Here is a 22,123-nt window from a genome sequence, read left to right as displayed (position 1 = left end):
GGGTCTCCGTTATTATGCGTGTTCTTCTTGATTATCTACAGGTAACGTAACTTCATTAACGGCGAAAACTTCAATAGCGCCGTTATTGTTGTGCCCTACAGAACTCGTTGAAGGGGAATCATTAATATCATCCTCGGTCTTTCCTCTTGCATTCATTGCGTTCACAATATCCGCCGAGGAGTGATCGACTGAGAATGTTTTCTCCTTAATCAGGAAATCATCGTCCTTATCAAGGAATTTCACGTCCATAGTATATTCACCATCTTCCAAAGATAGCGGAACTTCGAATATTGCTTTCTGGTTAGTTATCGGCAGAGTAAACTCTTCTCCTTCAAACATAACACTGACATTAACAATATTCTCAGGTACTGATATTTCAAAAGAAGGTGTCTGACTAATTGAACGATCTATTTCATCCCCAGAGTCAGCGTTTAACAATGTAATACTATAGGCTGTCTCCTTCACCACGCTTTCTTCCGCCGCAGACGGCACTGTACGAAGATGCGTAGCGCTTTCGGCATTCACTGTTTCAGACTCCGGTGGAGTAACCGCTGTTGGCGTGGCGTCATCGCTCGCATCGTCATGCTGGCTATCCGCTGTTACCGTCACCGTTGAGTCAACCGTCACCTCCAGCGAAGCAGATTGCAGTGAGTTCCCCGCGCGATCCACCACCGTCACGCTCAGCGTGTAGGTACCATCATTCCAGGCGGCTGGCGGCGTGAAGGTCCAGCCATCCGCGCCTTGCGTCGCCTGATAGATGTCTGTCACGCCATTATGCGTCACGTTTACGGTCACCCCGGTCACGTCAGCATCAATATGCTGCAGCGTGAACTTAGGCTGGGTGTGATTGTGATTCGTCACGTTATCGCTGTCTGAAGCGCCATTGCCTTCACCTGCTGCCAGCGCAATCTCCGGCACGGTCAGCGTACTGTCGATCGTAACGGTAATGGGTAACGAGTTTTTCTGATTACCCGCGGCATCGCTTGCGATTACCGATATCGTATAGGAACCATCAGCTAACGGTGTACCTGGCGTAAAGAACCAAACGCCATCGGCATTTTTTTCAGCATTATATACGGTCCCATTGATATCGACCTGAACGACCACAACATCGCTTTCCAGATTCCCGATAATAAAGGTAGGCTGATTATCTCGCGTAATATTATCGCCCACCGTACCACTGTCTGAGTCTGGAGATAATGAAATAACGGGAACCTCTTTCATGATATCGAGAGGGACATCATCACTCCGGTTACCAATCGCATCCACACTCGTAATGGTAAACTTCCCTTCCGATGGATACGGGATCGCCATACTCCATTTACCATTATCAGGAACGGTTAGCGTATAAGTATTCCCATTACTATCGGTTATTATTAGCTGAGATTTGGCTTCCGCCGTCCCCTGCATAATAATTAGATCGTTGACAATATCTGAATACGTTACGACCGGAGCGTTTGGCGGCGTTCGATCAATAAATATTTCATGTACCTCTTCCTTACGGTTGCCTGCGTTATCCTCAATACTCAAAGTGATATCGTATTTCCCTTCCGGAAGCTGATCGGTCGATAACTCCCACTGCCCATTAGCCGCAACGACAGCGGTTGCCAGCGTGACCCCTGCCACGATTAATGATACCGTAGCGCCAATTTCCCCCATACCTCTCATGGTAATAGTGGAGCTATTACTCCACCAGTCCGTTTTCGATGATGATTTATTGTCATCAAGCTCGCTGGTAAATACCTGGATATGCGTATCGACCCAAATGGAATACTTTTCCTGATTTACGTTACCAGCACGGTCCGTAGATTTAACAGTGATATCCAGCTGGCCTTCTGTGAAATAAAGCGGGTTCACCGGCATCTGCCAGTGGCCTTTGTCATTAACCCAAACTTCCCCCACATTTAAGCCATTAATGATGATTTCTATTTTGCTATTGGGCTCGGCACTGCCACTAAACAATAAGTTACGTGTCGTGTCCGTTATATATATTTTGCCATCACTACCGGTCATCTCTGCTAACGTTTGTCCGCCGATAGAATCAATAGCGACAGGCGTCGTATTTAAGGTATCGATAGTAAAGTTTAGCGTTTTCGAGGTAGCCGTGTTGCCTGCTTTATCGGTGATAACATAATAAATGCTATGGGAACCATCGCCCAACGGTGACTCAGGTCGATAAACTTGATTTCTGTCCGTCACCGTGATCGTATCGACTAACACCCCATCAATGAAAATCTGAACACTCTGGTTCATTTCTCCATAAATACTAAACGCAGGCCGGGTTTGACTCGTTATACTATCATTACTGAAAATACCGTTATCAGAACCTGCCATCATAACAGGATTATCGATAAACGTACTGGTATCTATCGTGACGAGTAAGCGAGGCGATTCTGCCGTATTACCTGCCGGGTCTTCGGCAACCACTCGGATAGAATATTCACCATCTTTTAACGCATTATCAAACTGATAGGACCAGGTTCCATCTTCAAGCACAAGAACATTTGCCACGATCTTTTCATCCACATAAATATGGATTGTGGCTCCCGCTTCTGCGGTGCCAACTAACACAGGCTTGTTGTGACTAGTAATCAGATCGTCAAGTGAACCAGAGTTGCTCGCATCTTCAAGGTTGAGCGTTGGGAAGTCGGTTGATGAATCGACATCCACGCTATAATCCTTGCTCACTTCAGTGTTGCCAGCAACGTCAGTAATGCTGAAATGAATATTAAACGTACCATCATCTTGCAACAGTATCGGCGCGCGCCATGTGCCATCAGCCTCAACCATAACAACGTTGACTAATTTACCATCGACAAAGATGCTGACCTGAGAACCTGCCTCCCCGACACCTGAGACTGACAACGCCCGGTTATTAGAGAGGGCCGGTAATGAATCTTCATCAATGTCAAAGACAGCAATTTGAGAATCGATTGTCACGGTTGTAATCGCAGACTCAACCCGGTTACCAGCAGTATCCGTAGCAACAAATTGCACCTGATACTCGCCGTCGGCGCTATTTGCCGGCATGGTATAGCTAATATTACCTGACGAACTCGCCTCTACTGTGCCTTGTAACACACCATTAATATAAACCTGTACCGTCGCGCCGGGATCGGTCATGGCAACCAGTACCGGAGACTTATTATTGGTAATCAGATCATATTTATCACCGCTATTAGTATCCCGACTTAATGAAATATCGCTGATTTCAATCTGCGTATCATGTTCTATCAGGATATCTTTTTGTTGGCTGTTGCCCGCTTTATCTTCCGATACCACGACAAAGGCATTACTACCTTCACGCAGATCTAATTCTGCGCTCCATCGACCATCATTGCCTACCACCAGGGTAGCAATAACCACCCCCTGCGGATTCCTGATGGTTAAAGTACTTCCGGCTTCGGCAGTACCATCGATGGTGACATGAGATTTATTGGTGATCCAGTCGCCAACTTTGCCACTGTCATCAGCTTCGCGTAATACCACGGTTAACGGCGAAATTACCGTATCCAGTATCACATTCTGCGGACCAAACTCTCTGATATTGCCGGCAACATCTTCAACTTTAAACGTTAATACATAATTACCGTCATTACCCAAAGCAGGTAATACTACGCCCCAATGTCCTGCGCCTGTCGTATAAGCAATCGCTTTTTCAACGCCATTCACAAAGATAGTGATTTTGCTGTTTGGCTCACTGGTGCCGCCAATCTCCGGCGTCACCGTATTGATATATCCGCCCTCATGCATTCCAGATATATTCCATACCAGTTCAGCAACCTCGGTATCGATAGTGACATCAACGGCGGTGGAACGCAGTTCGCTATTATCGCGAGGGTTGACGATACCCACCTGGACGACATAATGGCCATCTTTCATTTCCGATAACTGGAAAGTATATCGACCCGCTGTATCCGCTGTCGCCTCGCCGACCTTCACGCCATCCACATAAATACTCACAATCGCATTAGGTAACGTGTTCCCAACCAGGGTCGGCGTTTTATTATTCGTGGTAAAGTCTCCTAAGGCACCACTATCGCTCTCCTCGCTGAGCTTTATGGTTGGAGGCGTGACATCAATAACAGGTATTACGACAGGAAAGTCGACCTGCGACGATTCATTACCCGCTTTATCTTTGGCAACAATGCTCACAACATAGGAGCCTGGCGCTAATACTGATGGCGGCGTCCAACTCCATTCGCCATTCGCATTGGCGTTTGCCGAGCCGACCACTTTCCCATCCCACTGAATCATAATCGTCGAGAACGCTTCGGCTAGCCCTTTGAACTCAGGACGCAGGCTGGTTGCTTCATACTGATCATCAATAGATGGATCCGAAAGGCGAATGGTAGGATCGATCGTAACCGTATCGATAGTGAATCTTTCCTGCGTTTGCGCAGTATTTCCCGCGACATCTGTTGCGACGACGTTGATGGTATACATGCCATCCGGCAGTATATTCGGCGTCACACTCCAGTTGCCATCGGCGCCAACCGTAATCGTGTGTTTTAGAACCTCCCGACCTGACTTATCATCAACAATGGTAATCACCAGTTTCGCATTAGGCTCCGCAGTACCTTCGAATTTGGGATTTTGCTTATTCGTAAGGTTATCGCTATTGGAGCTGCCGGTATCAGACGCTGGCTCCATTCTGACACTGACGCTTGTCGTGGTATCAATGGTAAAGGGCAGCTTAGTTTCAGAAGTATTTCCGGCAATATCTCTGAAGACAACAACGGCTTCATATACGCCATCGTTTAACGCAACGGGAACCTGAAATTCCCAGAGGTTATTGCCATTTGCCGTAACCGGATAAGAAACGCCGTTAATTCTGATTACAACAGTATCAATATCGGCGGGTACATTGCCAATAACGAAACGTGGTTTAGTGACACTCGTAATATTATCAACAGCGCTTTCGCCAGTATCATCCGCATCCAGCAAATCAATACTGGGATCAGAAACAATAGTGTCTATTGTGAATGATACCTCTTTGCTAATTTTATTACCTGCGATATCTTCAGCCACTATTTCTATTTTGTAAGTTCCATCCACTAACGGTGTATCAGGGGTAAACAGCCATTTATTACCTGCCCCCTGAGTCAGTGTGCTGGATTTCCCGTTTAAAATTACCGTCACGCTCTGCAGCGGTTCTCTGGCTGAAATTTCAAAACGTGGAGAGGTAATATTCGTAATACCATCCGTAGAATCCTTTCCGGCGTCATCCAGCATCACGACGCTCAGGCCGTCAATCTGCGTATCCACGGTGAAGCCCAGCGTGGAATTTGCCGTATTTCCTGCCCGATCCGTCGCCTGGACATGGAGAGTATAATGACCATCAGGCAATGCGCTACCTGCAGTAAATTCCCACTGCCCGGCCGCATTTTTACTGATAGGCGTCCAGTTTACGCCATCGAAAGAAACCAGCACCGATGTCACATCATCAGGCGTTGCAATTTCAAAAGAGGGACGGGTAGCATTGGTGACATTATCGTGATCGTTGACGCCGCTATCTGTTGTTAACGTAACACTGTCAATCTGAACCTGCGTGTCGATTTCAATCTGCAGTTCGGCCGATGTTTTGGTATTACCAGCAATATCCGTTACGGTAACAGAGATCGTATGCTGACCGTCAGACAGCGGTTGATCCGGCGTAAAGGTTAAATTCCCCCCTGTGTTTTCAATGGTGTAATCCCGACCATCAATATGAACCACAATGTGTGATACATCATTATCTACATTACCGATAATAAACACCGGTTTGTTAATCCTGGTAAGATTATCATTAGTATCATCACCAGTATCATGGGTGGGATCGAGTACAATTGTCGGCTCTCGCAGAGTCGTATCAATCGTAAACTGCAGCGTTTCTTGCGCAACGTTGCCAGCGATATCAGTCACATCAACCAAGAGAGTGTGTTTCCCATCAGGTAATGCCGAACCGACATTAAATATCCAGCGGCCATCCCCTCCTTTTGTGAGTTCAATCCAATTAGCGGCGTTATCGATTTTAACGCGCACATGGGTAATATCATCAGCGGTAACAATACTAAACTGCGGCTTGTCGACTTTGGTAATGTTATCTACATCGCTATCACCGCTATCTGTAACCAACGTGACGCTTTCAATTTCAGCCGTCGTATCTATCACAACAGGTAATGGTTTCGATGTCGCGGTATTTCCGGCCTTATCTTCAACCGTAACGGTAATATTATAAGAACCATCCGGAATGGCATTGCCTGGTGTAAATTGCCAACCAGCCCCAACCTTAGTCGCGTTATAATCATGACCATCAATCGTCACCACGACTTTAATAACATCGGGGTCAACATTACCAATCGTAAAGGTGGGTCGTGAAATATTAGTGATATTATCGGCTGTATTCGCTCCGGTATCTTGTCCTGCGTCTAAAGCAATAGTCGGAACCTGTATATTAGTATCGATATTAAATACTAAATCTTTATTCGCAATATTACCTGCCTCATCCGTGGCCTCTACGCGAAGGGTATATGTGCCGTCAACCAGAGTATTCGGGCTGTCAAAAATCCACTGTCCGTCGGCATTTTTGCGTATCACATTCCAGTTAGCGCCACCATCCAGGGTTACGCGTACCTGGATGACATCACCGGGAACGTCAATTCTGAATGACGGTTTGGCAACATTCGTTAATTGATCATTCTGCACGCCAGTATCATTAAGCAATACGATATTGTTAATGGTTGTCGTGGTATCAATACGCACCTCTAACGGCGCAGATTCTTTTACATTCCCCGCCAGATCTTCCACCACAACGGCTAACTGATATGAGCCATCAGCCCAGCTCGCAGAAGGCGTAAAGCGCCATTGACCATTGGTGAATACCGCCGCTTCCTCGTGCGTTTTACCGTTGTAAGTTACTTTGACCATCACGCGCGTAACGTCAGAATCAACCTGGCGTATGTCGAACACCGGCCGATCGTGATTGGTGAGGCGATCGCCAACAGTACCGCTATCTTCGCCAGCTGCCAGTTCAATCACCGGCGTAGTCAACGTACCGTCTATCGTCACCTTTAAAGGCGCGGATGTTTGCTGGTTGCCTGCCACATCTGTTACCGTCACGGTGAATGTGTAGCTACCGTCCGCCAAAGCAGAATCCGGTCGATAACGCCAGCCGTCGGCTGATTCGGTGAGTACCACCGTTTTAAACGTGCCGTTATGCTCAATACTCAATTCCACGTGTCGAACATCTTTATCGATACTCCCCAACACAAATACCGGCTGAGTGACACTGGTCAGATTATCGTTCTTATTCTGTCCGGTATCCTGATCGGGCGCTAGCTCAATGGTTGGCGTCAACAACGTGATGTCGATAGTGAAATCGAGCGTCCCCGTCATCTTATTACCCGCACCGTCAGTCACTTCCACGATCAGGGTATGCTGTCCCTCTGGCATATCCGTCGGCCAGGTGTAATCCCAAATGCCAGCCGTCGAACTCTTGATTGCAGTAACCCAGGTCGTGCCGCCGTCAATACTCAGAAGAACCTTTTCCACATCATCCGGTACCGAGATCTGGAACTGCGGACGCACATGTTTTGTGATATTATCGCCAGGGACGCCGCTATCGTTGACTAATTCAATATGATCAATGGCTATTTGCGTATCCACTGTCACCGTCAGCGGCGTAGACGGACGCGTATTTCCCGCCCGATCCTCCACTGTCACCGTCAGCGTATAATCACCGTCGCCCCACGGCGCTGGCGGTGTAAAGCTCCATCCTCCAGCCCCCTGTGTCGCAGTAAACGAGGTTGTCGTTCCATTATGCGTGACGCTGACTGTAACGTTGATAACATCCGAATCGATATTCTGCAGAATAAAGGTCGGCCGGGTGCGATTGGTCATATCATCGCCAGGCGTACCGGTATCATCCGTGCTATCCAGCGCAATGGTCGGCGTCGACAACCGGGTGTCGATGAAAAATTCAAGCGTTTGCGTCGCCGTATTGCCCGCTCTGTCGGTGACCATGACGGTTAGGGTGTGTTTTCCATCGCCCATATCCGTTGGCCAGGTATAGCCCCAGACGCCTTCGATACCCTGCGCCGCGCTCACCCAGTTTGCGCCGCCATCAATGCTCAGTTGCACAGAATTCACATCCGCCGGCACCGTGATCTCAAACTGCGGACGGGTGCTGTTAGTTAGATTGTCATCCGGCACGCCATGATCATTGACCAATGTAATATCAGTAATGCTGGTTTGCGTATCTACCGTCACTATCAGCGGCGTGGACTGACGAACGTTTCCTGCGTTATCCGTTACCTCTACCGTCAGTGTATAGCTACCGTCCGCCCAGTCAGCATCTGGCGTAAAGCGCCACTGTCCTCCAACCTGGGTTAGTATCACTTCCTGGCTATTGCCGCCCTGTGTGATCCGCAAAATGACCGATTGCGCATCGGCGTCAATATTGCCAATGGTAAAGCCCGGTCTTTTGACGCTCGTAATATGATCGCCAATGGCACCTGTATCGTCCCTGCTATCCATAGTGATGGTAGGCGTTGACAGCCGGGTATCAATGGTAAAATCGAGCGTCTGCGTCGTCTTATTTCCCGCCTTATCGGTCGCTTCTACCGTCAGGGTATGTAGCCCGTCGGTCACATCTTTCGGCCAGGTGTAATCCCAGATCCCTGCCGTGCCCTGTGTTGCACGAACCCACGTATTACCGCCGTCGATACTCAGACGTACCTCGTTGACATCCCCTGGCACCGTGACGCGGAAGTGTGGACGAACGTCATTGGTCAGGTTGTCGCCGGGAATACCGTTATCATTAACCAGTTCAATAACATCGATGGTGATTTGGGTATCAACCGTGACCGTCAGCGGCGCCGAGTATTTTACGTTACCCGCTTCATCCTCCACCCTCACCGTCAGCGTATAGTCGCCATCTGCCCATGTGCCGGTCGGTGTCACGCTCCAGATGCCGGTCGCGCCTTTGGTGGCCGTCAGCACTTCTTTCGTGCTGCCATGCTGCACTTCAACCGTGACATACCGCGCGTCTGCGTCAATATTACCCAGTAAAAACGTCGGCTTATTCGCGTTGGTCAGGTTATCGCCTTTTGTTCCGCTGTCGTCCGTGTTGTCCAGCACGATAGTCGGTTCTGACAGTAGGGTATCGATGATGAAGTCCAGTTTCTGCGTCGTCTGGTTTCCCGCCTTGTCGGTCGCCTCCACTGTCAGGGTATGCTTCCCCTCTCCCACATCAGCCAGCCAGGTATAATCCCAGACGCCCGGCGTCGCGCTCTGGGTAGCGTTGAACCATGTCTTGCCGCCGTCAATGCTCAGGCGCACCTCGTTAACATCCGTCGGTACCTTCACCTGGAACTGCGGACGCACGTTATTAGTCAGATTATCGTCGGGAATACCGCTGTCATTGACCAGTTCAATGTTATTAATGGCGATTTGCGTGTCCACCGTCACCGTCAGCGATGCCGAATGGCTGGTGTTCCCCGCTTTATCTTCGACTGACACACTCAGGGTATAATCGCCCGCCCCCCATGATGTCGGCGGCGTAAAGGTCCATCCGCCTACGCCTTTCGTGGCGTCAAATGTGGTGGTGACGCCGCCATGCTCCACGCTGACCGTAACGCGAACGGCATCATCATCAATATGTTGCAGGTTAAATGTCGGCTGGGTGCGATTAGTCATGTTATCGCCCTGGATGCCGGTGTCGTCCGCGCTATCCAGTACGATGACCGGCGTCGACAGCGTGGTATCAATAGTGAAGTGGAGTGTCTCCGTCACCGTATTACCCGCATTGTCAGTCGCTTTCACATTCAGCGTATAGTCGCCATCCGGCACGGTGCCCGGCCAGGTATAATTCCAGACGCCCGGCGTCGCGCTCTGTGTCGCCTTAACCCAGGTCACGCCACCGTCAATGCTCAGACTGACTTCGTTAACGTCCCCCGGTACCGTCACGCGGAACTGCGGATGGGCGTCGTTAGTCATATTGTCGCCGGGAATACCGTTATCATTAACCAGTTCAATAGCATCAATGGTGATTTGGGTATCAACAGTGACCGTCAGCGACGCTGAGTGTTTTTCGTTCCCCGCCTCATCTTCCACCCTCACCGTCAGCGTATAGTCGCCATCTGCCCATGTGCCGGTCGGTGTTACGCTCCAGTTGCCGGTCGCGTCTTTGGTGGCCGTCAGCACTTCTTTCGTGCCGCCATGCTGCACCTCAACCGTGACATACCGCGCGTCTGCGTCAATATTGCCCAGTAAAAACGTCGGCTTATTTACGTTGGTCAGGTTATCGCCTTTTGTTCCGCTGTCGTCCGTGTTGTCCAGCACGATAGTCGGTTCTGACAGTAGGGTATCGATGATGAAGTCCAGTTGCTGCGTCGTTTTGTTTCCCGCCTTGTCGGTCGCCTCCACTGTCAGGGTATGCTTACCCTCTCCCACATCAGCCAGCCAGGTATAATCCCAGACGCCCGGCGTCGCGCTCTGGGTAGCGTTGAACCACGTCTTGCCGCCGTCAATGCTCAGGCGCACCACGTTGACATCCGTCGGTACCGTCACCTGGAAGTGCGGGCGCGCTTCATTGGTCAGATTATCGTCGGGAATACCGCTGTCATTGACCAGTTCAATATGGTCAATGGCGATTTGCGTATCGATGGTAACCGTCAACGGCGCTGAGTGGCGAATATTACCCGCCTCATCTTTCACCGTTACCGTCAGCGTATAGTCGCCATCAGTCCACGCGCTGCCGGGTACAAAACGCCACTGCCCGTTAGTCTGCGTCAGCTCCACCTCCTCGCTGTGACCATCGCGCATCACCTGCACGACGACCTGAGTCACGTCAGAATCAATACCGCCGATAATAAAACCCGGTGTTTTAACGTTAGTCTTATTATCGTTGGCGGTGCCGCTATCATCTGCGCTATCCAGCGTGATGGTCGGTGTCGACAATGTGGTATCAATGATAAAATTGAGCGTTTCCGTCGCCGTGTTGCCTGCAACATCGGTTGCTTTCACTGTCAGGGTATACGTATTTTCGACCAGATCTGTCGGCCATATATACTCCCAAACGCCGTCGGGCGTCAGCGTTGCGTTAACCCAGTTGATGCCGCCATCAAGACTCAGTTGCACAGAGTTCACGTCCGTCGGTACCGTAATATGAAACTGTGGACGTGCTTCATTGGTCAGGTTATCCCCGACAATACCCGTGTCATTAAGAAGTTCAATGCGATCAATAGACGTTTGCGTATCGATAGTCACCGTCAGCGGCGCAGAATAATTTGTATTACCCGCCTTATCTTCTACCTTTACCGTCAGCGTATAGTCGCCATCGGTCCAGGCTGCGCCCGGCGTAAAGCGCCACACACCGCCGTTCTTAATCAACTCTATCTGTTGGTTCTTACCATCATGCGCCACCGTCACCACCACTTTGGTCACGTCGGCGTCGATATTACCGAGGGTAAAGCCTGGCATCTTAACGTTGGTGATGTTATCGCCAGCGGCGCTGTCATCCGCACTGTCCAGGGTAATCGTCGGTTCTGACAGCATGGTATCGATGATGAAGTCCAGTTTCTGCGTCGTTTTGTTTCCCGCCTTGTCGGACGCTTCCACCATCAGGGTGTGAGGGCCGTTAGCCACATTCGTCAGCCAGGTATAATCCCAGACGCCCGACGTCGCGCTCTGCGTGGCGTCAAACCACGTTTTGCCGCCATCAATACTCAGTCTTACACCGTTAACATCCGCCGGTACTGTCACCTGAAAGTGCGGGCGCGCTTCATTGGTCAGATTATCGCCGGGGATACCGCTGTCGTTAACCAGTTCAATACGGTCAATGGCGATATGCGTGTCCACTGTCACCGTCAACGGCGCGGACTGCTTCACATTTCCGGCCCTATCTTCTACCTTCACCGTCAGGATATAGTCGCCGTCCGCCCAGTCGCTGGTCGGCGCAAAGCGCCACTGTCCGCCGGTCTGAACCAGTGGCACCTCCTGTTTAATGCCATTGTGCATTACCTCCACTGTTACCCGGCTGACATCGGTATCAATATTGTTGAGGGTAAAGCCCGGCGTTTTAACATTGGTGATATTATCGCCCGCGATGCCGCTGTCATCTGCGCTGTCCAGCGAGAGGGTCGGCACAGACAGAGTGGTATCGATGGTGAAATCGAGCGTCTGTGTTGTCTTATTTCCCGCCTCATCGGTCGCTTCTACCGTCAGGGTATAGCCTCCGTCGGCCACATCATCCGGCCAGATATAATCCCAGACGCCCGGCGTCGCGTTCTGGGTAGCGTTGAACCACGTCTTGCCGCCGTCAATGCTCAGGCGCACCACGTTGACATCCGTCGGTACCGTCACCTGGAAGTGCGGACGCACGTTATTAGTCAGATTATCGTTGGGAATACCGCTGTCATTGACCAGTTCAATGTTATTAATGGCGATTTGCGTGTCCACCGTCACCGTCAGCGATGCCGAATGGCTGGTGTTTCCCGCTTTATCTTCGACTGACACACTCAGGGTATAATCACCATCCGCCCACGCCCCTGTCGGCGTAAAGCTCCATCCGCCTACGCCTTTCGTGGCGTCAAATGTGGTGGTGACGCCGCCATGCTCCACGCTGACCGTAACGCGAACGGCATCATCATCAATATGCTGCAGGGCGAATGTCGGCTGGGTGCTATTCGTCATGTTATCGCCCTGGACACCGGTATCGTCCGCGCTATTCAGTACGATGACCGGCACTGACAGCGTGGTATCCACCGCGAAATCGATGGTCTTCGTCACTGTATTGCCTGCTTTATCAGTCGCTTCCACCGTTAGCGTGTATTGACCATCTGCCAGGTCTGTCGGCCAGATATACTCCCAGCTTCCTGCCACGCCCGGAGTTGCCTGAACCCACGAATTACCACCGTCAATGCTCAGACGGACTTCATTGACATCGGTCGGTACCGTCACACGAAAGTGGGGACGGTCGTCGTTGGTCATATTATCGCCTTTCACGCCGCTATCGTTGACCAGTTCCACCCCATCAATGGCGATTTGGGTATCGATAACGACCGTCAGCGGTGCTGAGTAGTTGGTATTTCCTGCCTTATCTTCTACTTTCACCGTTAACGTGTAGCTGCCATCCGCCCACGTATTCCCTGGTGTAAATAACCAACTACCATTGAGGTGAGAAAGTTCGATCTCTTCGCTCACGCCATTGTGCATCACCTGTACGACGACCCGATGCGCATCGGCATCAACACCGGAAATAGCAAAACCTGGCTTATTGATGTTGGTCAGGTTATCGCCTGTAACCCCCGTATCATCCTTAGAAAGCAGGGAAATCACCGGCGTTGATACTGTGGTATCGATAGTAAAATCGAATACCGCGCTGTTCGCTTTATTACCCGCAATGTCCTCAACCTTGACATAAACCTGATGCAAGCCTTCCGTTAAATCTGAAGTAAAGGTATAGGCCCATGAACCATCAGGTTGTTGCGTGGCAACACCGATCTGCGTATCAGACGCGGCATCCCATACCTGCACACTGATAATGTCCGGATCAATATCTTTTAGGTGCAAGGTAGGTTTAACGATATTCGTTAAATTATCATCTGAAATTCCCGAATCTGAATCCGGGCTCAATGAAACTATCGGTATTGAAATAGCAGTATCGACGCTAATTAAGAAAGGATCCGAATGGGCAATGTTGCCAGCGATATCTTCAACTGAAGCGGTTATTCTATGATCGCCATCAACCAAACCTTGATCGGCTTTTAGAGTATACTCCCATCTGCCATCTTTATTTGTTCTGACCTCAGCGATCAGCGCACCATCAATATAGAGTTTAACCGTTGAATAGGGTGCAGCGGTTCCTGTCAGTGCAGGATTCTTTTCATTAATAATATGGTCTGTATTATCAACCCCCGTATCGTTGACCAACTCTATTGTTGGTTTTTGTGTTTGCGTTACGATTTGGAAATTATACGCTGATGAGGAGGCAGTATTACCGGCAATATCTTCTACCTTTACCGTTACGTCATGCGAGCCATCGGATAACGCTGTGGTAAATTGAAAATTCCATACACCATCATCGCCAGCAATAGCCTCGCCACTTAACACACCGTCAACATAGATGGAAACCTTAGCATTAGCTTCAGCCATCCCGGTAAACAACGGCGTATTAATTTTAGTAATCATATCGCCTTTAACGCCAGAATCAGCGCTATCATGCAACATAACAGTAGGGATCGGCGTAAAGCTATCAATGGTAAGCTGATAATCTACAGATGACGTTCTTCCTAAAGGATCGATGGATTCAACCGTAATCTTATAAACATTGTCAGACAGATTTCGGGAAATATCAAAATTCCAGTTACCGTCTGCATCCGCAGTCGTCACGCCTATCGTTTTACCATCGATAAGGATATTTACGGTAGCAAACCTATCCGCTGTTCCCAGTAATGTCAGAGCATTATGTTTATTGGTAATCCAGTCGCCTTTTGCACCGGAATCATCACTGGCATCGAGTTCCGCTTTTGGAGGTACAACTTCAGTTTGAATAGTAAAAGAATATTTAACAGTAGAGGATTTATTACCGGCGGCATCCTGAGAAATGATTTCAATATCATAGGCACCCTGAAGAAATTTATTACTAAACTGATAATTCCAGGTCCCGTTTGAGTCAACCTCAATGCTGTCATATAATTTACCATCTCGCATCAATAAGATGGTAGACTTTGGCTCTGCCGTACCGACTAAAGCCGGTAAATCATTCCCTGATAAAATTATACCATTCGGTAAAACAACAAAATCCTCCAAAGAAACTGTCGGAGGTACAGGGGCAACAGTATCGATAACGTAACTAAAGGAAAAATCCTTTTTGTTGCCAGCGACATCTTCAACAGTGAACGTAAGATTGTTAACCCCTTCCACTGAGTCGGAAGTGAAATTGAACGTCCATTCGCCCTTGTCATTCGCTTTAAAAATAACCTCTTCGCCAGTCTCACTATTTATGACACTGATAATAGCATTTGGCTCAGTTTTACCTGTAAAGGTTGGGCGAGTATTGTTAGTAACGTTATCTCCAACAATACCGCTATCATCAGTAGTTTCAATCTCAGCGCTGAAATAGCTGATACGGGTATCAATAGTAAAAGGCAGATTTGCCGTCGCTGAGGTATGCCCGGCAATATCAGTAGCTGTTGCTGTTATATTGTATTCGCCATCCTTGAGCGGCGTAGTAAGCGTATAGCTCCATGTCCCATCTTTAGCAACAATGACCTCACCAAGATGTTTAAGTCCAAGATAAATAGAGACTGTAGAACCGGGTTCCGCCACACCAATAAATGTTGGCAGGGTGCTATTTGTAATGCTGTCATTTTTAATGCCGGAATCACTACTATCATCCAGCTCAATCGTCGGCTTTTCCGGAGCAATGGTGTCGGTTATGATACTATCCGTCGTTTCGTTTTTATTACCTGCCTTATCTACGGCAACGACTTTTATACTATTTTCGCCCTCAGATAATTCATTATCTTTAAATTCATAACTCCAGTTTCCATCTTTATCGACATCAACGCTGGCAACCAGTTTATTATCTACATAAATGTCAACCTTGGCATTCTCTTCCGCCGTACCAACAATTGAAGGCGTCAAGGTCGGCGTTAAGCCCTTATGACCAGACACACTACTTTCAGGCGAAAGTTCAAATGTTGGCTTATCGGTAACGGAATCGATAGTAATGACAAGTTTGGCGCTACCGCTCCCATCAGCAGTCTTGGCCTCTGCCTCCAGATTGTATGTTCCATCAGTCAATGTTTCAGGCGCAGTGAAGGTGAAGTTACCCAAACTATCCGCTACAGCCTGACCGACAGCAATACCATTAATTTTAATAATGACCGTGGCATTGGGAGCAGTGCTACCTACAAACTGAGGTTTGGTAAAATTAGTTATACTATCATCTTTGCTACCGCTGTTACTCTCGGCCGCAAGCGCTAATGTGACTTTAAGCGGCTCTTTAACAGACTCGGCATCGAGCTTATTTTCCTCATTTTTACTGCTATTACTTTTGCCAGTGCTGGTATTTTTATTAATAGGTTGAGGAAGAACTTTTTCAGCATCGTTCTGTTTAGAAGCCTGCGTTGCTTTAGCCTGTGTATTTTGCTGGGAAGCATCGCTTTGCTGAGCCAGATTGTCTTTTGCTACATTGTCAGCCAAAAAGTTCTGCAGCATTTCTTCAATTTGCTTTGACGAGTTCTGTACTTCAAACGCTTCATTGAGCGCTTTTTCTGCAGCCTCCTTAGCTTTCTCAGCTTCTTCCTTCGCCTTATCAGCTTCTTTCTTTGCGTTTTCAGCCTCGTCAAGCTGCTTTTTTAATTCCTCTTCTTCCTTCTTATTTCGTCGTTTGCCATTACCTTTCTTTTCTACCTGAGCAGAATCAACCAATGAGCTGTCAATTCTCTCTAGTTGAATATCTTTTAAATCTACGCTGCCCAGAATTTTAGCGCCGGTAATAGTCTTATCTTTAAATTTAACAGCGAGGTTATTACCTTTGATACTTGAATAAAGAGCGCCATTGACAATGATCACTGACCCATGCGGCGTCGTAATGTTCATGTCTGGCCCGGAAAGAGAAACTTTTGCGCCTTTGGCATTACCCAAAGAAGATAAATCAATTACAGAATTTTGATCGGCAAAAAACTTTTGTATGCTTTTATTTCCCATAATATTATATTCACTCTCAAGGTGTATCTAATCGTTTAGTATTAACTGGTTCTGAAAAGGCTTTGTCCACGCCTTTCATCAAGGGAGATAACAGGTATTCCATAATGCTGTGTTTTCCGGTAATTACACTGGCGTCAACAGTCATACCTGGTTTTAACCACCGTAAATCATCTTCATTAACATCGAATGCAATAATTACTTTATAATAACGCTGAATTGTTCCTCCGGTATTTTCCTCATAGGAATCAGGGCTAATATTATCGATAGTCGCATTATACGATTTTATCTTTGGTTGGATAATTGACTGGACATCCAGCTTAACGGCTTCATCTACATATATTTGGTCACGGTATTTGGGTAGTATTTTCACATCGGCCAGCATAGTCCTTACTTTTGGTTTTATTTCAAAAAGTAAGTCCGCCGCCTGAATCACACCACCATGAGTAGTGGCACTTTTATTGATTTTATAAATCACACCGTCAACCGGTGAATAGATATCCTCCTCATTTATCTGCTTCTCTATTACTTTTAATGTAGAGTTAACAACCTCAAGTTCCTGAAGATTTTTAGATATTATTTTAGATAAAGATAATCGCAATTCATTATTAAGCGCCTCAATATCATTAACAACCAGCTCAATATCATCTTTTTTTAAAGTGATGCTACTTTCAATATCATTAATTTCAGACTTAACTTTTATATACGCCTGTTTCTTGTTAAGAAAATTGGTATATGGGCTAATTCCTTTTTTTACCAGTGGGGAAAGAATATTTATTTCTTCGGCAAGCAATGCTAGTTCTTTTTCTTTCGAACTCAGCTTCTCTTGTAATCCGCTAATCTCAGAATCAAGAGAGGTTTTTTTTAACTCTTTAGCTCTTATCTGACTATGCACTAATTCAATATTCGCTTTTACCTCTTTATTGCTTAAAGAACGGGTGCCATCCAGGGTAATCAACCCACTCTCATTTTCTTTATCAAGAATGAAGGATATTTCGTTAACATCTTTATCCAGATACCCTTTTTGAGTTCTATACCTTTGATATTCTTTTTGCAGATCAAGGTTAACGACCTTTGCAAGGAGTTCTCCTTTTTTTACAGTATCACCCTCGGCCACATAAATATCTTGTATCGTTCCTCCTTTAGAAAGAGATATTAACTGAGCATTATCTTTAGTAGTGATAACGCCCTGACCATGAACCACTGAATTAATTTCTATAAAGTAGGTAAGGATAATAATTAAGATCGTCAAAGAAATAATTATCATCATGAGATGATCGCTTTGTCTTCTATTCATTTCATTCCATTTAACTCACTTTCAGTATTTCCTTTTAAATAATCCATTAAATGAAAAATCAATGAGAGCTGCTGTAACTTTAAAATATACAGGCTATATTTGCTGTCGACCATGCTTACATATGCCTGAAATGCTTCATTACGGCTTGAAATTAAATCAAGCAAACTTTTTTGCCCTAACTGAAACTCCTGCTCATATAACTCAGTAAGCTGTAACGCGTTTGTATGTGAACGTTCCGCCACTGAGTAAGTCTCTTTTGCAGCGGTGTATTTTGAAAGTTGTGAATCAATGTTATAACGCGTTTTAATCAAAAAATCGTCAATTTGCAGCTTAGCCTGCGAGTAACTTGCCACCATTTTTCTTTCCTGGGCTGAATTTCTGAACCCATTAAAAATGTTGAAACTGACATTGATACCCGTTTTGAATTCATCTTCATAATCACTTTTTTTGGCACTACCGCTCGGGTTATTCTGTACATAGCTGGAAACGAGATCTACAGTCGGAAAATAGGATGATTTTGCGGCATTAATATCTTCGGTCGCGGCTTTTCGGGTATTGACAAGCATCTTATAGTCATCATTGTATTTCATCACCATGTCCATAAGTTTTTCAGGACTTTCGACAAAGATATATTTTTTGAAGAGGTTGAATTTTTCATCGCTTTGAATCTGAACTGGTGATAAATTCAGACCAGTCATATTCTGCATTTTATACATTTCATCATCCAACATCGACTGATACATAATGCTTCTGGTATTTAATGCATCGATAGATACTTGTACTTTACGCATATCAGATTGCATCGCTACACCGGAAGATACCAGCAGCGAAAAAGTTTCCAGCATCTTTTTATAAAACTCTTTCTCAAGATTTACGCCATCAATCATTTCACGATATTTACTGATGTTGTAATAGGTTGTCACAACCTCCTGAGACACTATATTCTTTGTTTTTTCATAGTCAGTTTTACTATTATCTCTTTCGTATTCAGATTTCCTGATATTAGCCCCCCTCACTCCAAAATCCGTTATTCGGTATGATAAAGACACCTTATTTTCAACGTTTCTCTCGGTACCTGATGACTCTTTCCTGTTATTATTAAGGCCAGATGTTAGATCCAGGGTAGGATAAAGTGCTGCCCGTGAAAGATCTAAGTCACTGTTTTTCTTTTCAGTCTCATAATATGAAACAGCAACAGATGGCTGATGCGTTAATGCGGCATTAACTAAATCTCTTAGAGGAATGACCGGAAGCTCGCTGGCGTATGTGCTTTGTGTAATAAAAGCAGTCGTCAGAAAAAACATCTTAATCTTCATTTTTTTCCTCCTTGTTTAACAAACGTTGCTTTACTATTTCCTGGTGCATAGATGTTATTTTTTCCATTAATGGCATATAGGTATCACGGTAGCTAACCATTTCAGCACTAATCTCTTTAGTATTGGCAATAATCTTTTTATCAGTAGCCGATAGATCGGATAGTGCTAAATGAACATTGTTCATATCCTCATCCATTTCTGTTCTCAGCCCATCGAGAGTATGAGAAATATCGGCACTGCCAGCGGCAATATCGTTTATGGTCTTACCATGTGAAAGAGATTCCTGATAACATTTATCAACTGATGCTATTATTGAATCATTCTTTTTGTCTATAATATTTTGTATTGTACTCATTGCCTCCAGTCGTGCATTATTATCAGCAAGCAGGATATTACCTTCAGATAAACGAGAGGTAATTGTTATTACACCGTCAGATAATTTTTTGAGATTTTCGTTACTGCTTACCAGATAACCATCAATCAGCGTAGAAAGTTGTTCCAGTTTTGCTGAGTTATCCAATAGTCGGTTTTGCAAAGTGACAAAGCTATCTGATAGCATCACTCGTTTCTTTTCTTCATCCTGCGTCCGTAAGTTTTCAACTGTCAGGTAGTTATCAAAAAACGCTTTAAACAACTCTTTAAATTCTACAAGCGTCTCTGATTCAACCCGCAGGCTTCGTTGTTTATTATTGGATCTGTTGCTTATGATTTTTAATTTTTTGATTTCCGTAGAAACAAGGGAATAGGAGCTGCGAACAAAAACACTTTGTGAGGTCAGGAGTATGGCGCAAACAACACCATAGATAGAAGATACAAATGCGGTATTCATCCCTTTCAATGGTTCAGAAAGCGACGCTACCATTGTCACGATCATATTGAGTGTATTACTTGCATTATCACCGCCAACATCTGATGGCGAGCTCAATAAATTCCCGATTGAACCAATCGTAATAGACAGACCCGCAAACGTCCCCAACAGGCCAACAAGCGTCGACACATTGCTACAACTCATAATAAATGACAATCGTTGGTTACGGGCGGTAGACACATTGTCATCTAATTCCATCAGCAAATTGAAATCACACTGTTTGGGTTCTCCGGAAAACAAAATCTGATTGAGGTTAGAAAGAATACTATTTTTTCTGCTGGCGTCCTGAGCTATTAATATGTCTTTTGCTGAAATATTTTTAAAAATAGTGAATAATGCACACAAAGAGCCTGTAATATAAATGGCAATAATGACTCCATTGTAAATTGCAGAAACCATAAAGTTATCAAAAACATACTCTCTTATACCGGGAAAAGATAAAGCGGAAAAAGGGAGTATGGCAAGGAAAAAACAGACAAACAAATAGCGGTAATGATTTATATATTTCACTCTGACACCTTTTTATTAATAGTCGTGATAATAGCTTTACTCATTGTACTTGATGCTGCGGAGTTAACACTCATGTCAATAACTACATCAGGATATATCTTCTTAATCTCTTTCATTAAAATAATTCCCCGTTCATATCCCAGTCGTAAAGAGTCAGAGAAAGAGATGTCTGCCTGAGGAATAACCATTTCTATCAATAAATTACTATTGATTTTGTCTTCTAACCAAGCCTTTATTTTATGAGTGTCCTCTTCTGAAAAGCTTCTCAGCCTGCCATGATACGTAATAACAAGCTCATTTTTTGTAGATGTTATATCAATTTTCTGACCATCGGCGATATCGTATACTCCAACCTCCTTACCTGACATTGTAGTCATTCCGTCCGACACATCTTGAGTATTCACTTCCTTATTAACTATTTCATTAGGATTTGAATTGTCATTGGCTCCGCTATTTTGAGCAGTAGATTTAGTCTTATTCTCTATATTTGCTTTATAAACTTTAATTGAGTTGTCATACATAATAATCATATTATTAAGTGCAAACACCAACATAAGAAATATAAAAATGCACAATACCGTAGAGAATGTATCAACAAAACTAGGCCACGGATTACTTTCGTCTTCCATGTTGTCTCCTGATATTACATTGTGAATAAAATGTTTTTGTGGATTAGAAAGGATAAAGGATGCTCAACTTATTCAGAAAGTGAACGCTACCGCCCTTGGCTTCCTGCTACCAATACGCTTTATAGATTTCAGTTTTCCTACATCTCGTAATCAGAAAAATAAAAACAATGACGCCATTTTTATGCGCCCACAACAAAGATGAGTGCTTTAATTAAAAACACTCTTCATTTTTTTATTAGGTATACATCAATTATTGCACTAACTATATCTTCCCCAATAATAGGTATCGCATAAGCTCTCAGCTCATAAATAAAAAATAGTCATCAGCAAATTAAAACCACTCGCCGATAAATAGATTTGTTAGCTAATCATTGAAACTCTAAATCATTTTAAGGACATATTTCTTTTTAATACGCGTTATAATCATACGTATTTAATAAATTTGCCTCCAGAGGATAAAATGAATTTTCACAATTAAAACATAGGGTCATAGGGACTTCAATATAACTTAAATCATTAAAAATATAATAAGTGGGGAGTAAAACATCAGAATTGCGTAAAAAAATACATAAATAAAACCATTTTTTATATAAAGCCAGCTATAAGTAACAAGTTTATCTTCAGCAATTAAAAATAAAGCAAGATGAACATATCATATTTGACCTCATCACAAGCTAAAGCAAACATTTAATTAACTATTGATAATACCGACCATTCTCTAACGTTATTTTATAATATCTTTTTGTTGTCAAAAAATGGCTATAAATTATATATTTTGCAGATGAGATTTCTCTTTCATATTTAAGAC

5 protein-coding genes are annotated in these 22,123 nt (G+C 45.2%); all 5 read right to left on the bottom strand.

From position 1 onward, the window contains the following. Positions 1-12: 12 nt before the first annotated feature. The 5 genes from siiE to siiA are packed head-to-tail and all read right to left on the bottom strand — an operon-like array spanning position 13 to position 21,315. Entirely contained in the window at positions 13-16,698 is a 16,686-nt protein-coding gene (gene siiE, locus ACLJPE_RS18890; RefSeq protein ID WP_039514769.1) for a non-fimbrial adhesin SiiE, read from the bottom strand. A gap of 16 nt (positions 16,699-16,714) precedes the next feature. Continuing rightward, positions 16,715-17,992, bottom strand: coding sequence for an SPI-4 type I secretion system protein SiiD (gene siiD / locus ACLJPE_RS18885; protein ID WP_001081935.1), 1,278 nt, complete (start codon positions 17,990-17,992; stop codon positions 16,715-16,717). Beyond that, complete coding sequence (gene siiC / locus ACLJPE_RS18880) at positions 17,989-19,308, bottom strand: SPI-4 type I secretion system protein SiiC (RefSeq protein ID WP_001749704.1); 1,320 nt, start codon at positions 19,306-19,308, stop codon at positions 17,989-17,991. The genes siiD and siiC overlap by 4 nt, the downstream gene beginning before the upstream one ends. Next, a complete protein-coding gene (locus ACLJPE_RS18875; RefSeq protein ID WP_023228454.1) occupies positions 19,298-20,686 on the bottom strand; it encodes a MotA/TolQ/ExbB proton channel family protein in 1,389 nt (462 codons plus the stop codon). The genes siiC and ACLJPE_RS18875 overlap by 11 nt, the downstream gene beginning before the upstream one ends. Further along, positions 20,683-21,315: an SPI-4 type I secretion system auxiliary protein SiiA gene (gene siiA, locus ACLJPE_RS18870; RefSeq protein ID WP_000389239.1), complete on the bottom strand. Its 633-nt coding sequence runs from the start codon at positions 21,313-21,315 to the stop codon at positions 20,683-20,685. Before siiA ends, ACLJPE_RS18875 begins: the two co-directional genes overlap by 4 nt. Positions 21,316-22,123: the final 808 nt, after the last annotated feature.

This window comes from Salmonella sp. SAL04196, assembly GCF_046550835.1.
Lineage (GTDB): Bacteria > Pseudomonadota > Gammaproteobacteria > Enterobacterales > Enterobacteriaceae > Salmonella > Salmonella enterica.
This window is presented reverse-complemented; position numbering and strand designations above follow the sequence as displayed.

What these genes read in the sequence shown, in the direction of transcription:
- siiE (WP_039514769.1), bottom strand. Translation starts at nt 16,698, where the DNA reads ATGGGAAATAAAAGCATACAAAAGTTTTTTGCCGATCAAAATTCTGTA.
- siiD (WP_001081935.1), bottom strand. Translation starts at nt 17,992, where the DNA reads ATGAATAGAAGACAAAGCGATCATCTCATGATGATAATTATTTCTTTG.
- siiC (WP_001749704.1), bottom strand. Translation starts at nt 19,308, where the DNA reads ATGAAGATTAAGATGTTTTTTCTGACGACTGCTTTTATTACACAAAGC.
- siiA (WP_000389239.1), bottom strand. Translation starts at nt 21,315, where the DNA reads ATGGAAGACGAAAGTAATCCGTGGCCTAGTTTTGTTGATACATTCTCT.